This window comes from Enterococcus sp. AZ167 (assembly GCF_051714025.1).
GTDB classification, from domain to species: Bacteria; Bacillota; Bacilli; order Lactobacillales; family Enterococcaceae; genus Enterococcus_D; species Enterococcus_D casseliflavus.
The window spans coordinates 537,501-552,714 of record NZ_JBIORB010000001.1; the positions used below are offsets into that span (position 1 = coordinate 537,501).

The following is a 15,214-nucleotide window of genomic DNA, read 5'->3' on the forward strand; positions in this document are numbered from 1 at the left end:
TCGCTCTTTAATTATGATGTCAACTTGGTATTGGCGCATTTAAAAGAATTAGGCTTTACGGTTTCACCAAGCTTGATCGACAATACCCAAACATTGGCTGTCGATATGGAGACGGACTTTGCTGTTGCAGCAGAAATTCTCGATCAAATTTTCATTATTACAATGGAGAATCAGCAATATGATTTTATCACAGAAAACAAAGGTGAAATTCTTGTTTTACTTGATAAAAATCAACGATTGACGATCCATTTGTATACAGAGTCCACTTTACTAACGATTGATTCAGATCAATGGAAGCGATCCTTATTAGATTTCTTCACAAGCTATCCATTTTTGGTTCCGCTTGTCGTGGAAGGTGAAGAATAAATGTTCTAAATTCATTAAAAGTGCTAGAATGGTTTTTATAACTATTCAGCACTTTTTTTTTTGGAAGGAGCAGTATGATGAAAAGCAAAGCACTAGGTTTTTATGAAGGACGATCTTTAGATGAGTCAAATGTATTTATTGAAAAGGAAATTCCGATACCCAATTGCCAAGCAAATGATTTATTGGTGGAAGTACAGGCAGTTTCGGTCAATCCAATCGATACAAAAAGACGGCAAATGACTGCTTTAAGTGAAGCGTTCCAGATCCAAGGGTATGACGCCGTTGGGATCGTTAAAGAAATCGGCTCAGCAGTTAATGGCTTTGCCGTTGGTGATCGGGTGTTTTATGCTGGAACCACACAACGACCTGGTGCGAATCAAAGGTTCCAGACAGTTGATTCTCGGATCGCAGCAAAGGCACCAGCCGGCTTTTCTGATGGCGATCTTGCAGCTATGCCATTAACGAGTATTACAGCGTGGGAATTGCTTTTTGAAAAATTTGGGTACGTGCCTGAAGAAAACGCGAATGAAGGATCGATTTTATTGGTCAATGCCAGCGGTGGTGTTGGCTCAATTGCGGCGCAACTAGCAAAATGGGCAGGATTGACAGTCTATGGCACTGCGAGTCCTAAGAACGATCAGTGGCTTAAAAACAATCAAGTGGATCAAGTACTTAATCATCGCTTGCCGTTGGCTGAACAAATCACTGAGCCTTTTTCAGCCGTTGCAATTTTTTATGACGCCTCGGCCTATTTGCCACAATTAACGAAAGCAATCTTGCCGTTTGGCAAAGTCGGAATGATCGTGAATACGAAAGAAGCGCTAGATTTAAATCCATTTAAAAACCTCGGCATCGATTTTTATTGGGAGTATATGTTCGCAAAAACAGATGTTCAGTTGATGATAGAAACACAAGGGAGCATTTTGCAACGGATCGCCTCGTTGCTTGCTGACAAAAAGATCCATACGACTGCGGTGCAAACGTTTGATGGAGGAATTACCATCGAGACCTTAAAGCTCGCTACAAAAGCGGTTGAGCAAGGAACGAAAGGAAAGACAGTGATCACTGGAGGCGTCCGCTAGATGGAAGAAGAGGAAGCGATGCTGTTTTGGGATGAATTTGCCCAAGAATATGCACAGATTCAAAGAGAATCCCAATTGAAAATTGCCGAAGAGGTAGCAGCTTTTTTGGTGGAGCAGAAAGTGTTCCCGATATCGGCCTTCGTTGACTTTGCTGCGGGGACTGGCCGCTACATTTCAGCATTTTATCCTTATGTAGATGAGTATTACGCAATTGATTTTTCAAAAGAAATGTTAAAAATCATTGAAGAAACGACGGAAGATCCGATGAACAAGCTCCATCTGGTTCAGCAGAGCCAAAAAGACTTTTTATCTGCAGACCAGCACTGGCCCTGTATTTTTATGGCAATGAATCCAGCAGTCAGAGACAAAGAAGCATTGCTTCAGTTTCAAAAAAAGGCCCATCAATTGATTATTCTAAGAATGATCGCAGAAGAAGAAAACGTGTTTCAGCCTTATGAAAAAAATCTTTCAGCGAAGAATGACCTGAACTTAAACACTTGGTACAAGAAGTGGTTTTCAGAAGAAGCGATCGATTGGCAGAGTCGGCAATTCGAGTATATTTTGAAGGAAGAGATCGATCAAGAAATATTTCATCTTTATTTTGAGGAGGAGTATTCATTGGAACAACGGCAACAAATGGTTCAACATGTCTTTGGTGAGGCATTGACTGTCGAAAGCCAAACAAAAATCACCTTTGAGCTTCTCTTAGCCTAAGTAAAATCACACAATGGGGATCAAAAAAACGAGATTCTGACATAAGATCAAGAAACAGGTACAGGAGCTAGGCTTCTTTTGGCTGCTGACTGGAAACATCTTATGCTGGAATCTCGTTTTACAGTGAATTTGCTACAATAGAAGGTATACGATGCTGCCTAATAACAGTAAAAAAATGATGTTGACGATAAAAAACAGCTTTTGAAACGTTCTCGCTTCTTTTGGTCTGGCTTGTTTCAATAATTTGTACCCAATCAAATTCGCCAAAGAAGCAATCAATGTACCCAAACCACCAACATTGACGCCCAAAAGAACGGCTTTTTCTAAATCGGTAAAAGGAGCAATCAAAATTGCTGCTGGAACGTTAGATATTCCTTGGGAGAGTAAAATACTACCTAAAAAAGCGCGATGCGTTTCTTGAAAATACGGTCGAATGTGATCGGTGACCAGAGATAGGTCTTGAATATTCCCGACGATCAAGAAGAAGCAGAGAAAGGTAAGTAGTAACCGATAATCAACTTTTGCAAATAATCGTTTATTGCTAAACCAAACCACGGCTGCGACGACAAGCACGGCGATTGAAATAGGGAGAACACTAAAAATACCAAGAATCATAAGAACAAATAATCCTGCATTAAGCAGCGCTGGCTTTTTTTCAAAGGGTTCTTCTTGCAGGGCGATTTCCAATGGAGTCTTTGGGATGAGCTGGATCGAAACAAGGAGTAATAGTAATGAAAGTCCCACAAAGGTGCCGGTAGTCCACATGAATTGTGGCAGCGAAATCTGATAGCAGGAAAATAAAAATAGATTTTGCGGATTTCCAAATGGAAACAGGCTGCTTCCTAAATTGGCTGCTACGATCAAATAGACAGCGCCTAATAAGACGCTGGTGTGCTGTTGTTCTTTCCTCGTTAAGAGTAAATAGATGGGCAATAAAGTTAAGATAGCCACGTCATTTGTTAAAAACATCGAACTGAAGAAGCTTAGCAAGACGATTGCGCGGATCAAGTCACGCAAATTGCGACTTTTTTCCACTATTTTTTGTCCAAATGCTCGTAAAAGACCAGCTTCTTCTAACCCATTGATTACTAACATTAATCCAAACAGTGATAAAATCACTTTAAAGTCAATAAACGACCAACGGAAGGTGCCGAAAAAACACGCATTAAGTGCTAGTAGCAGGGAAATCGAAAATAATCGATCCGTTCGAAAAAATGCTAACATTCGTTTTCCCATAGTTCACCACCTTTCTTCTCAAGAATTTTACCATTCCTATGCTTTAGGAACAATAAATAACGCTTTTTCCATCGAACTCAAAGACATTCAGGCAATTTTTATAGTTGACAAACGACTCATTAATTGGGAAATTAGTATGTGAAAGGTGAAGGAGGTTCAAGAATGAATGTGATGCAGCTGCTTGAAAAAAATCAGCAGGTACATTTTCAAATTTTGGCTGTTTTTTTTCAGAATGGCTCAGAAGTCTCTTATAAAAAACTTGCAAAAACGTTATCCATTTCCGCGCCCACTTTGCAAAAAGAACTTCAAAATCTTCATCAAAATTTAGCTGCTTTCCATGAAGACGCAGCTTTGATCTATTCAGAAAATGATCAAGTGCAATTGGTATTGCCTCTTGATTTTTCCCTAAAGCAATTTTTTTATGCGTATCTTTCAGAAGCAATCGATTTTCAGATATTGTCGTATTTGTTTTTTCATCGAGATGAGTCAACGACGAAAATGATGTTAGAACTGATGTTGAGTGAAGCTTCATTGTTTCGTCGATTCAAAGGGATCAATCAGTTATTGAAAGAATTCGACATCCAATTAAAAAATAAAAAATTGATTGGGGATGAAAAACAGATTCGCTTTTTCTATTATCAGTTTTTTTCACAAAGTTATCCCAATGAAGAATTGATCGCTCGCTTGAATGCACCAGCCATCAACAATTTGATTCGAGTCATTGAAAAACAGTTGCAGACAACGTTTAGTCAAGCAGAGCGTTGGAAAGTCGGGCTTTGGTTAGGCATTATGGAAGCCCGTTTTGATTATCGCGGCTCGCAACAGCATGAAGCCTCGTATCCATTGTTGAAGTCATTGGAAAATGAAGCGATGTTCCAGCTTTTGCGGAATATATTAGGGCGCTATCTCAGTCGTTTTGCCGTATCCTGGAGCGATTATGAAACGGTATATTTCTATTTATTTTTATTAGCTGAAGGCTTGATTCGCCCTTCACTGGATGACTCCTTGCAAAAATCACTTTTCTTCCAAGAGATCGATGCGTTAAATGGGGAGCTGCTGCAGGCCATTGGTGATAGTGAAAGAAAGACTACAGAAACTTCTACGGAATTACGCGTCTTCTTGACGAGTGTGACGATCCAAGCGTTGTATATTCATGGCGGCATTATTGCCTTTGCTGAATTTCAGCCGCAAAGTGTTGCGAATGAGAGCTTGATCGAAGTGGCACAGCAAGCAATCGAACAGTTGGAGAAAAACGTAAACCAGTCCTTTTCTCTTGAGAAAAAGCAGCATTTGACCAATGAATTGCTTTTGATCCGTCAATGGATTCAAGTAAAACAGGAAAAAGCATTTACGGTAGGGATTTTACTGACTCAATCACGATTACGCAGTGGCTTTTTACGGCGCTTTTTGATCAAAGAATTGGCTGGCTATCCGAATATTCACTTCGATGGGACGAAGGAGAAGGACTATGATCTATTGATCGTTGATCATTCTGAGATCTCGGAAGGCTATCGTTATAAAAAACGATTGATTTTAACAGGTGGTGCAACCCCATTTGAAGAAGAGCGGCTTCATCAAATCGTGGATGAAATACGAAATGAGAACCTTGAAAGCGAGTTGGAAAAGATATGAGAATAGTGATTATTGGAGGCTCTCATGCAGGAATTGCTGCTGCCCGTCATTTAAAAAAAGTTGACCCAAAAGTCGATGTGATAATTATAGAAAAATCAAGCGTTCTTGGTTATGTTGCCAGCAGTTTGAATTTAGTACTGGAAGGTTACATTCAGCGTTTGGAAGATTCCAAAACGGCAACTGCCAGTGAACTTCTTTCAGAAGGAATCAATGTGATGCTAAACAGTGAAGTCACAAAAATCTTTCCGCAAGAACAAACGGTTCATTTTGTCACATCAACGGAATCTTATCAGCAAGAAGATGAAGTGAGTTATGATGGCTTGATTTTGGCGATGGGATCGAGTACTTTCCGTTCGGAGTTTGCCTCAGATGTCGAAGCACATATAACGACCTACAAAACCATTGGTCAATCAAAGCAAGCATTAGAAAAAATCGAGAATGCCCAAACCGTTGCGATCGTCGGCGCTGGTCTGATCGGGTTTGAATTAGCGGAATCTTTAAGCGGACAACAAAAAGCCGTTCATTTGATCGATCGCATGGATACGCTGTTGTTCCGTTATTTTGATCATGAAATTGCCAAAATTTTGATGGAACGCTTTCCTAAAAATTTGCAGATCTATCTTAACAGCAATGTCGCTCATACGATCAAAAATGAGAAAGGCGATTATCAAGGAATTGAGCTGTCAAATGGAACGAAAATTCAAGCTGACGTGGTCGTTTATGCTGTCAATCCACGTCCAAATGTTGCGCTAGTAGAAGATTTTCTGAAACTAAATCTGGATGGCACGGTATCGACAAATGAGTATTTGCAAACGTCTGACCCAGCGATTTATGCAATTGGGGATCTTGTTTCGATCCCATTTAATCATTCGGATAGCTCCTTGTATATTCCTTTAGTAACAAATGCTTACCGCACCGGGATCGTTGCTGCCACCAATTTATTGGCAAATGAACGGGGAACAACGAAAATTCCTTTTCCAAAAATGCAACGGACCGTCGTCAGTAAATTGTTTGGCTATTTCGTCAGCAGTTCAGGTATTAATGAGACCGAGGCACCGTATTACGGCTTTGAAGTAGATTCAGTGACGCAAACATTTCATTCTCGGACATTTTTCGCGACAGATGAGGATTTTGAAGTAACGTTAAAACTGATTTTTGATCAGCAAACGAAAGTGATCATGGGGGGACAAATCATTACGAGTGATCGTGGAAGTTTGGAGATCATCAATACGATCTCAACCTTGATCAATAGCAAGACGACCTTGCACCAATTAGCAACAATGGATTACTTTTTCAATCCAACCATCTCATTTCCACTGCACTTTTTGAATCAATTGGCCCTTGATGGCTTGTTAAAGTAAAATAGTAAGTCTTGATAAACCTGCGATGATCGCAGGTTTATTTTTGTGAATTGACATTAATCGAGAGAAAATAGCAATTGCGCCCATGAAAGGTATCGCGTATTAAAACCAAGTGGGGTTGTGCTGAACTTTGATGCCAACTGGTATCGCTATCTTTTTGATGAAGAAACTCGTAAAAAATATGACGACGCTCGTTTTATGACTGAACGATTTTTGGTAAAGGATTGTTATCGGCAGACGAATGTTCCTTGGATGGAAACGTTAGCTCATCAGTACTCTTTATCTGAAAAGCTACGCCTAGCATGGGATGAGCATGTGTGAACTACACAGGGGGTTCAACAAATTGAAACGAATGAACGTGTGAATGATTTGTTATTGAATGAAACTCAGAAGTTGAATCTAGCCTTCTCAAGTATTTATTTGATTTAAGCGATTAAATAGGCTCCGTTGAGAAAAAAAGACGTGCTCGCAGTCTTTTATAAGAGAAAAATATCACATAATCCCTTGCCTTCGCAGATTCGTTTTCACTGAAATTGCGTTGGTAAAGCGATTTTTTTAAAAAACTTCTTGTGATTTTAAGTGAAATACGTTACCCTATTAAAGAGAGTGAGAATCATTCTCAATAAGGAAGGGGCGGGGCATGTTGAAAAAAATCGGATTACTGCTGATCTTGATTCTTCTTGTGGGCTGTTCTTTACTGGTAGGTACCCATGAATTATCATTAAGTGGTTTACAGCAGGGTGATCCGAATCATTGGCTTGTTTTGGTAAAAGTTAGGCTCCCACGGACGATCAGTTTGATCATTGCAGGTGGAATCATTAGTTTATGTGGGAAAATCATGCAGCATATGATGCAAAATAAATTTGTGGCATCAGAGTCGATCGGATTATCTGATAGTGCTCGTTTAGGAATTTTGCTAGTCATGCTTTTTCTGCCAAATGCTTCTAACTTGATTCGGACAACCGCAGCATTTGTGTTTGCTTATGCAGGTGTTTTGTTCTTTTTATTTTTAAGCCAATTTCTACCAAAGAAAGATCCAATGATGCTCCCTTTGACCGGGGTGATGTTCGGTAATATCATCGGTGCCATTAGCAGCTTCTTGGCCTACCGTTTCCAATTGGTTCAAAATGTCTCTTCTTGGCTACAAGGAAATTTCGCTACCATTATGGCTGGCCAGTATGAACTTTTGTATTTGACGATTCCAGTATTCGGTCTGTTGTATTTTCTAGCATATGAGATCACGATTGCTGGTTTAGGAGAAAGTGCCGCCAAGAGTCTAGGGATCAATTATCTGTTTTTACGCTTTGCTGTGTTCGCTCTGGTGGCGTTTGCCAGTAGTGTCGTTTTATTGACCGTTGGACAAATTCCTTTTCTGGGGATCGTTATCCCAAATATGATCGGCATGGTCTTTGGGGATCATTTGAAGAATAATCTACTGTTGATCAGCTTTGCTGGAAGTGCATTTTTACTTTTATGTGATGTATTGGCACGCATCGTGATTGCTCCGTATGAGATGCCCGTAAGTGTGGTTGCCGGTGTACTAGGTGGTTGCTGCTTCTTGATTTTGCTGCTGGGGAGGAAGTTTCAATGAAGAAAAAACTCTTTCTTTTGTTCTTTCTGATCCTTTGTGCCGCTACTGCCTATCTGACCTATAACACCTATGGTAATTGGTCATTTGCTTTTGCATTGCGGGGCCGTCGGATCTTCGCCTTTGCTCTGGTGGCGATCGCAATTTCCTTTAGTACGATCACCTTACAGACTGTTACGAGCAATCGCTATTTAACACCAGGAATCTTAGGCTTGGATCAACTATATGTCCTGGTTCAGACCCTGTGTTTCTTTTTTATCGGCGGGATCCAGATGCTAAGCCAAGAAACAGCAGCGATGTTTTTATTCTCTGTCAGTCTGACTGCCATTCTAGGAAGTTTATTGATCGGTTTTTTCTATCAAAAAGCCGTCAACGGATTGTTTTTGTTGTTGATGGCTGGAATGGTATGCGGCACGATGTTCAGTAGTCTGAGCACGTTTTTGCAAGTCTTGATGGACCCGAATGAATATGATTTACTGCAAGGACGCTTATTCGCTAGCTTTGGCAATATCAATACGCAACATCTCTTAATTGCTGCTGTGATCATTTTGATCGGTAGTAGCTGCCTGATTCTGTTGATTCCAGAATTGAATCTATTACATTTAGGAAGCGGGCAAGCCAAAAGTCTAGGCGTTCCTGTTCAATGGCTTCATAGAGGTATTTTATTTTTGATTGCGCTTCTGACAGGTACCGCTACGGCACTCGTAGGTCCAGCTGTTTTTCTCGGCTTTGTAGTGGCAACGATCACCTATCAGCTTTTTCCCACCTATCGCCATGGGTGGTTGTTTGCTGGTGGCAGCCTGATTGGTTTTCTCCTGTTAGTAGGAGGGCAGTTCTTAGTGGAACAAGTGTTTCAATGGCAAACGACCATTGGTACGGTGATTCAATTATTGGGTGGCGTCTTCTTTATAAGCAAATTGCTGCTGGAAAGGAAAAAATCATGATCGAAACAAAAAACGTATCCAAAAATTATGCGAAAACACAGGTGTTGACCGAGTGTTCTTTAGCATTACCTGAGCAGAAAATGATTGCCTTTATCGGGCCAAATGGTGCGGGAAAAAGCACCTTACTCTCCTTGGTCAGTCGGATGCTGGACCAGAGAACTGGTGATATTTATTTAGATGGAACTGAGATTCGCCAATGGAAATCCAAAGAGCTAGCCAAAAAAATGGCTTTTTTGCAACAAAGCAATCGCTATGCAGTCAATCTGACTGTAAGAGAACTGGTGGCATTTGGTCGCTATCCGTATAACCGCGGGCGACAATCGGCAGCGGATGATAGGATCATTGATGATTCTTTAGCTAAGCTATCCCTTACCGAATACGCCGATCAATCGATTCATGAGCTTTCTGGTGGTCAGCTACAACGAGTTTACTTGGCGATGATCTTGGCTCAAGATACAGATTATCTGCTGTTGGACGAACCGTTAAACAATCTAGATTTGAAGCACGCCAACCAGCTGATGAAGCTATTGACCACCTTGGTGGAAGACTATCAGAAAACCGTTGTGATCGTTTTGCACGACATTAATTTTGCCGCTCGCTACGCCGATCACATCGTTGCCATGAAAGACGGTCAGATTTTTAAAGCGGCCGACACTGAGGCTGTAATCCAGGAGCAAGTGTTGGCATCATTATATGAGATTCCAATCAAACTGGTACAAGTGGATGGTCGACAATTTTGCTATACCTTCCAATAAAATGTATTCCTAAGGAGGAAAAAAATGAAAAAAATTGTAGTAAGCTTTATGAGTATTTTCGTATTAGCGGGGTTGACCGCATGCGGATCAAATAATACTGGTACAATCGAATCGACAGGGACACAGCAAAGCCAAACTGCTCAGAGTGAACAGACACCGACAGAGGTTGAAATCACCGATAGCAATGGAACCGTTACTGTTCCTTATGCACCAGAAAAAGTGGTGGTTTTTGACAATAGCGCCTTAGACACGATGGATGCGCTTGGCCTTGGGGATCGAATCGTTGCTGCTGCGACCAGCAATTTACCAGATTATTTATCAGCGTATGCAGATGTTGAATCAGCAGGGGGAATCAAAGAGCCTGATTTAGAAAAAATCAATCAACTGCAGCCAGACCTAATCATTATTTCTGGGCGACAACGTGATTTCCAAGAGGAATTGTCTGCAATCGCGCCAACCGTTTTCTTAAGCGTTGACAATAGTGATACTTGGGCATCGATCGAAGCCAACATTACGACCATTGGTCAAATTTTTGGTAAGGAAGAGGAAGCGCAAGAACAACTAGCATCGTTACAAGGTCAGATCGATACCTTGAAGGAGCAAGCGCAAAATGCTGACGAGAAAGCCTTGGTTGTTATGGTAAATGAAGGCAATCTTTCTGCTTTTGGGCCAGGTTCTCGTTACAGTATCTTGTATGATACGTTTGGTTTCCCTGCAGTAGATGAGGAATTAGAGGCGTCGACACATGGACAAAGTATTTCTTATGAGTACTTGCTTGAGAAAAATCCTGATATCATTTTCGTGATCGACCGGACAAAAGCGATCGGCGGCAATGAAAGTGAAAGTGAATTTGTTGCAAATGAAATCGTCCAAGAAACAAATGCTGGGCAAAACGATCAAGTCATTGAATTGGATGCTGCGGTTTGGTATTTAGCAGGTTCAGGCTTGGAGTCGATCCAACTAATGATGGACGATGTCAAACCAGCCGTTGAATAAATAGGTGAGAAAAGCAATCAAGTAATTAGGACACGCGTATCAGTTTACTGAGAATGCGTGTCCCTTTTTATTTTCCTATTTTCTAAGACCTACGACTGATTTTTGATAACTTTCCCTGCTTTACTTTACCTGTCGTAGTAATTGTTTTATAATTAGTACGACAGATGAAGTAATTTAGGAGGCGATTGCGTGATCTCGAGTGACGGAATTCGCGGCTATAACGACGCAATCATTTTATCCATTCTTTCCAATGAAGATTCTTATGGATATGAAATATCCAAGCGTATTCGCGAAGGAACAGATGCTTTATATGTGATCAAAGAAACGACGTTGTATTCCGCTTTTACTCGGTTAGAAAAACAAGGATTGATCCGCTCATATCCTGGAGAAGTGACGCATGGCAAAAAGCGGACGTATTACCAGATAACTGCAGACGGAAGAGCAAGCCTTACGGAGAAACTATTGGAGTGGCAGCAGACAAAGATCGTCGTTGACCAGTTCTTACAAGGAGGAGACAAATGAAAACCATTCATGACTATCTAGACAGCTTATTTTTATCAGTACCCATCACACCGGAAACCAAAAAGGCGAAAGAAGACCTCTTAGCGATTATGGAAGACCACTACTTAGAACTGATTCACCAAGGGAAAAGCGAGCATGAAGCCATCGGTGCAGTAATCAGTGAGTTTGGTTCCGTAGATGAGCTGTTGCAAGAGTTAAATGTTTCAAAAGAAGAAGCGCCGATTGATGATTGGTCCGATGCCATCACAGAAGACGATGCGTTTGATTATTGGGGAACTGTGCGACACTTTGCTTTCTCGTTATCTATAGGAATCGGTTTTTGTATCGCATCCCTAGCAGCCTTGATGCTCTTTGTTAGTATATATGCTGAGACCTTTGGAATAATGGTGATGTTTCTTTTTATCGCCATCGGGGTCGGTTTTATTATCTCTAGCAGTTTGCACTTTTCCGGTGCGCGTAAACAGTTGGATGATCGTCCAATAAAAAGGGATGCCAAACGAGAAGCCGCTCAGCAACTCGCAAATTATGAAAAAAGTTTTCGGATTGGTCTTGTTTTAGGAATTGGTGCCTGTATTTTATCAATTGCGCCTGTACTTTTAAGTGAATTGTTTTATTATTCTGTTGAATTTGGGATTTCCTTGTTTTTCTTGACGGTTGCAGCAGGTGTGTTCTTTATTATTTATGTAAGTATTATCCGTACAGGCTTTGCGAAGCTGGCAACTGAGACGTATTTTATTCGCGACGAAGACCATCCGGGGGATCGAGCAACACGCCATAAATATGGCGAATCCGCTGGTAGAGTTACCTTTTTTCGAACAGTCTACTGGCCAGTGATTTTGGTCGTTTACATGCTTTGGTCCTTCATGTTTCATGCATGGGCTTACTCTTGGGTCATTTTTGTTATTGGTGGTGTCTTAGAGGACTACTTTATCGGACATACGAAAGCAAAAAAATAAGAGACACTTCAATCGAGAGTGCTTTCTTTACTTTTAAAAAAAGGAAGATTATAATACGCCTTGTAACTGAACCAATCAAAAAAGAACAGCGAGAAATATGGTTCTCTCAATGCTTTTTAAAAGTTCAGAATACAAGAAAAGAGGCAATGAATATGTTAGAAATTCATTATCTGAAAAATGGCAGCAAAGAAATAGCAACAGTCGAATCTCCGGAGCGCTTTCTCGCAAGTCAATACTTGGAAGTTCCACCTTTTCAAGACCATTACCCAGTCGAAGAAGTTTTTTTAGACGGTAAGCGGATTACATTGAGGGATCGAACGATCAGTGGATTGTTCAACTATTTAAATACTAAATAAAAAATTGCCTTTTTCTATGGCTCACTTTACTTGGTGAGGAATCATAGGAAGAGGCAATCTTTTTTATTTAATTGAGAATGAGAGGTGTAATTGAGAATCTAACAAGTAGGGAATTAAAATGGAAACGATTAGTCAAACTTACAACTATACTCTATTTGTATTGGATAGAAAATAAATATGCTCATTTCTGAGGAGGATAACATTTTTTTTGACTATTTCTGAATAAACTATTGCTTTTTATAGTTAGATATACTAATAATTAATAGAGATTATTCTCAAATAATTATTCTAATTGGAGGAAATGATATGTCATTAATTGGAAAAGAGATTGGTTCATTCGAAGCGAAAGCTTACCACAATGGAAAATTTATCGATGTTTCATCAGAAGATTTTAAAGGAAAATGGAACGTTGTTTGTTTTTACCCTGCAGATTTCTCATTTGTTTGTCCGACAGAGCTTGAAGATTTGCAAGATCAATATGCATCATTAAAAGAATTAGGCGCAGAAGTTTATTCTGTATCAACAGATACTCATTACACTCACAAAGCATGGCATGATCATTCTGATGCTATCAATAAAATCGAATATATCATGATTGCAGATCCTTCTCATGTTATCTCAGAGATCTTTGATGTACTAGATGAAGCTTCTGGGTTGTCTCAACGTGGAACATTCATCATCGATCCAGATGGCGTAGTCCAAACAGTTGAGATCAATGCGGACGGTATCGGTCGTGATGCTAGTGGCTTGATCGATAAAATCCGTGCTGCACAATATGTCCGTACTCATCCAGGTGAAGTATGTCCTGCAAAATGGAAAGAAGGCGAAGAAACTTTAACGCCAAGCTTAGACCTTGTAGGCAAGATTTAGGAGGCTCTCATGGCATTAGATAAGGCAATCAAAGACCAACTGACGCAGTATCTCGCGATGCTAGAATCAGAGGTTGTTTTTGCGGCAACTTTAGGTGAGGATGATTCTTCCACAAAAGTACGTGAATTCTTAGAAGAAATCGCAGAAATGTCGCCAAAAATCACTATCCAAGCTGTAGCAAGTGAACGGACACCAAGCTTTTCGATCAATCGTCCCGGTGAAGAAAGCGGCATCGCTTTTGCTGGTTTACCGTTAGGACATGAGTTCACTTCGTTTATTTTAGCGTTGCTTCAAGTAAGCGGTCGTCCGCCGAAAATTGACGAAGCACTTCAAAAGCGCATCAAAGCGATCGATAAGCCATTACATTTTGAAACCTATGTCAGTTTGACCTGCCATAACTGTCCTGATGTTGTTCAAGCGTTAAATATCATGGCAGTGCTAAATCCTTCCATCAGTCACACCATGATCGAAGGTGGGATGTTCAAAGAAGAAATTGACAAGAAAAAAATTATGGCTGTGCCAACCGTCTTTTTAGACGGTGAAGAATTTGCAAGCGGCCGTCAAACGATCGAACAGTTGTTGGAAAAAGCAGCTGGTCCGACGAGTAAAGATGACTTTGCTGAAAAAGAGCTTTTCGATGTGTTAGTTGTCGGTGGCGGACCTGCAGGCGGAAGCGCAGCGATTTATGCAGCGCGTAAAGGCATCAATACTGGGATGGTCGTCGAAACAATGGGTGGACAAGTAATGGAAACCCTGGGGATCGAAAACATGATCGGTACTCCTTATACCGAAGGACCAAAATTAATGCGTCAGGTAGAAGAGCACATCAACGAATACAATGTAGACGTGATGAAAGGGCAGCGTGCGAAAGATATTCGTCGCAATGATGTCATCGAAGTTGAATTAGAAAATGGTGCAGTATTAAAAACCAAAACAGCCATTTTAGCAACTGGCGCTCGCTGGCGTAACATCAATGTTCCAGGAGAAAAAGAATTCAAAAATAAAGGTGTTGCCTATTGTCCACATTGTGACGGCCCGTTATTTGCTGGGAAAGAGGTTGCTGTCATTGGCGGCGGAAACTCTGGGATCGAAGCAGCGATCGATTTAGCTGGCATGGCAAAACACGTCTATGTTCTTGAATTTTTACCGGAACTAAAAGCGGACCTTGTGCTACAATACCGTTTGAACACGTTAGAAAATGTGACTGTTATTACGAATGCGGCAACGAAGGAAATTGCTGGATCCGATCATGTCGAACAATTGACCTACGTTGATCGTGAAACGAGTGGTGAATTCACATTAGCTGTTGAGGGTGTCTTCATCTTGATTGGCTTGATGCCGAATACCGAATGGTTAAAAGATCGCATCGTTTTAAACGAACGCAATGAGATCGTCGTAGACAAACACGGCGCAACCAATATTGAAGGGGTCTTTGCAGCAGGGGATTGTACCGATAGTGTATACAAACAGATCATCACTTCAATGGGTTCAGGTGCGACTGCGGCATTAGGTGCCTTTGATCACCTGATTCGCTCGTAAGCGCCTTGCATCATTTAAAATCAAAAAACGTCTCAGGGGCTTCTAGGAGCTGCTGAGCGTTTTTTCTTTTTGTAAGGGCAGTTTGGGACCAGTTGACAGAAGGACAGCTTCTATATTACAATGAAAAAAACTCGTTCAAAAAAGAAAGAGGTATATTGATGAGTGTCGTAGGTATCTAATCAGCCAATTAAAACAAATAAGCAAAAACAGACTGTTTATTTGTTGTGCCTGTAGATACCGATAAAAATCGTTATTGATGAATCAGGTGATGGGAGACTATCGCTTTTTTTGTACACT

Annotated in this window: 16 protein-coding genes (1 of these 16 running past the window's edge); 15 read left to right on the plus strand and 1 reads right to left on the minus strand. The window is 40.7% G+C overall.

All coding sequences use genetic code 11. From position 1 onward, the window contains the following. The 3 genes from IGJ05_RS02480 to IGJ05_RS02490 all read left to right on the plus strand — a co-directional run. Positions 1 to 366 carry the 3' portion of a hypothetical protein gene (locus IGJ05_RS02480; protein ID WP_231473204.1) on the plus strand. The gene continues 696 nt to the left of window position 1, outside the view, so the window shows 366 of its 1,062 coding nt (coding positions 697-1,062); its start codon lies beyond the left edge, outside the window; the stop codon is at positions 364 to 366. Between the two features lie 74 nt (positions 367 to 440). Continuing rightward, complete coding sequence (locus IGJ05_RS02485; RefSeq protein ID WP_225001395.1) at positions 441 to 1,448, plus strand: zinc-binding alcohol dehydrogenase family protein; 1,008 nt, start codon at positions 441 to 443, stop codon at positions 1,446 to 1,448. Next, positions 1,449 to 2,162, plus strand: a complete 714-nt coding sequence (locus tag IGJ05_RS02490; RefSeq protein ID WP_074933632.1) for a methyltransferase domain-containing protein — start codon at positions 1,449 to 1,451, stop codon at positions 2,160 to 2,162. 132 nt (positions 2,163 to 2,294) lie between these two features. Here IGJ05_RS02490 and IGJ05_RS02495 read toward each other — a convergent pair whose 3' ends face one another. Beyond that, on the minus strand, positions 2,295 to 3,398 hold the full coding sequence (locus IGJ05_RS02495) for an SLC13 family permease (RefSeq protein WP_262119428.1): 1,104 nt from the start codon (positions 3,396 to 3,398) through the stop codon (positions 2,295 to 2,297). Between the two features lie 162 nt (positions 3,399 to 3,560). Between IGJ05_RS02495 and IGJ05_RS02500 the strand changes: the two genes are divergently transcribed. From IGJ05_RS02500 to ahpF, 12 genes are all read left to right on the plus strand, one after another. Next, complete coding sequence (locus IGJ05_RS02500) at positions 3,561 to 5,030, plus strand: helix-turn-helix domain-containing protein (RefSeq protein ID WP_438725003.1); 1,470 nt, start codon at positions 3,561 to 3,563, stop codon at positions 5,028 to 5,030. After that, positions 5,027 to 6,391 (plus strand): FAD-dependent oxidoreductase, encoded by a 1,365-nt coding sequence (locus tag IGJ05_RS02505; protein WP_005226235.1) that lies wholly within the window; start codon positions 5,027 to 5,029, stop codon positions 6,389 to 6,391. Before IGJ05_RS02500 ends, IGJ05_RS02505 begins: the two co-directional genes overlap by 4 nt. A 120-nt stretch (positions 6,392 to 6,511) precedes the next feature. Next, a complete protein-coding gene (locus IGJ05_RS02510; protein ID WP_017144376.1) occupies positions 6,512 to 6,712 on the plus strand; it encodes a hypothetical protein in 201 nt (66 codons plus the stop codon). A gap of 319 nt (positions 6,713 to 7,031) precedes the next feature. Then, positions 7,032 to 7,982, plus strand: coding sequence for an ABC transporter permease (locus IGJ05_RS02515; protein WP_010748447.1), 951 nt, complete (start codon positions 7,032 to 7,034; stop codon positions 7,980 to 7,982). Continuing rightward, the gene (locus tag IGJ05_RS02520; RefSeq protein ID WP_005236195.1) at positions 7,979 to 8,923 is read left to right on the plus strand and encodes an iron chelate uptake ABC transporter family permease subunit; all 945 of its coding nucleotides are present in this window, start codon (positions 7,979 to 7,981) and stop codon (positions 8,921 to 8,923) included. The genes IGJ05_RS02515 and IGJ05_RS02520 overlap by 4 nt, the downstream gene beginning before the upstream one ends. Beyond that, positions 8,920 to 9,678, plus strand: a complete 759-nt coding sequence (locus IGJ05_RS02525; protein WP_005226231.1) for an iron ABC transporter ATP-binding protein — start codon at positions 8,920 to 8,922, stop codon at positions 9,676 to 9,678. The genes IGJ05_RS02520 and IGJ05_RS02525 overlap by 4 nt, the downstream gene beginning before the upstream one ends. Positions 9,679 to 9,702: 24 nt before the next feature. Further along, on the plus strand, positions 9,703 to 10,674 hold the full coding sequence (locus tag IGJ05_RS02530) for a siderophore ABC transporter substrate-binding protein (RefSeq protein WP_005236194.1): 972 nt from the start codon (positions 9,703 to 9,705) through the stop codon (positions 10,672 to 10,674). Positions 10,675 to 10,863: 189 nt separating this feature from the next. Further along, the gene (locus IGJ05_RS02535) at positions 10,864 to 11,196 is read left to right on the plus strand and encodes a PadR family transcriptional regulator (RefSeq protein ID WP_005226229.1); all 333 of its coding nucleotides are present in this window, start codon (positions 10,864 to 10,866) and stop codon (positions 11,194 to 11,196) included. Next, complete coding sequence (locus IGJ05_RS02540) at positions 11,193 to 12,152, plus strand: permease prefix domain 1-containing protein (protein WP_005226228.1); 960 nt, start codon at positions 11,193 to 11,195, stop codon at positions 12,150 to 12,152. Before IGJ05_RS02535 ends, IGJ05_RS02540 begins: the two co-directional genes overlap by 4 nt. 152 nt (positions 12,153 to 12,304) lie before the next feature. Next, positions 12,305 to 12,508: a hypothetical protein gene (locus tag IGJ05_RS02545; protein ID WP_010748444.1), complete on the plus strand. Its 204-nt coding sequence runs from the start codon at positions 12,305 to 12,307 to the stop codon at positions 12,506 to 12,508. 306 nt (positions 12,509 to 12,814) lie between these two features. Then, positions 12,815 to 13,378 carry an alkyl hydroperoxide reductase subunit C gene (ahpC, locus tag IGJ05_RS02550; RefSeq protein ID WP_005226227.1) on the plus strand — a complete coding sequence of 188 codons (564 nt, stop codon included), beginning with the start codon at positions 12,815 to 12,817 and terminating at the stop codon, positions 13,376 to 13,378. Positions 13,379 to 13,387: 9 nt separating this feature from the next. Further along, the gene (gene ahpF, locus IGJ05_RS02555; RefSeq protein ID WP_317719773.1) at positions 13,388 to 14,917 is read left to right on the plus strand and encodes an alkyl hydroperoxide reductase subunit F; all 1,530 of its coding nucleotides are present in this window, start codon (positions 13,388 to 13,390) and stop codon (positions 14,915 to 14,917) included. The last annotated feature ends 297 nt before the right edge of the window (positions 14,918 to 15,214 follow it).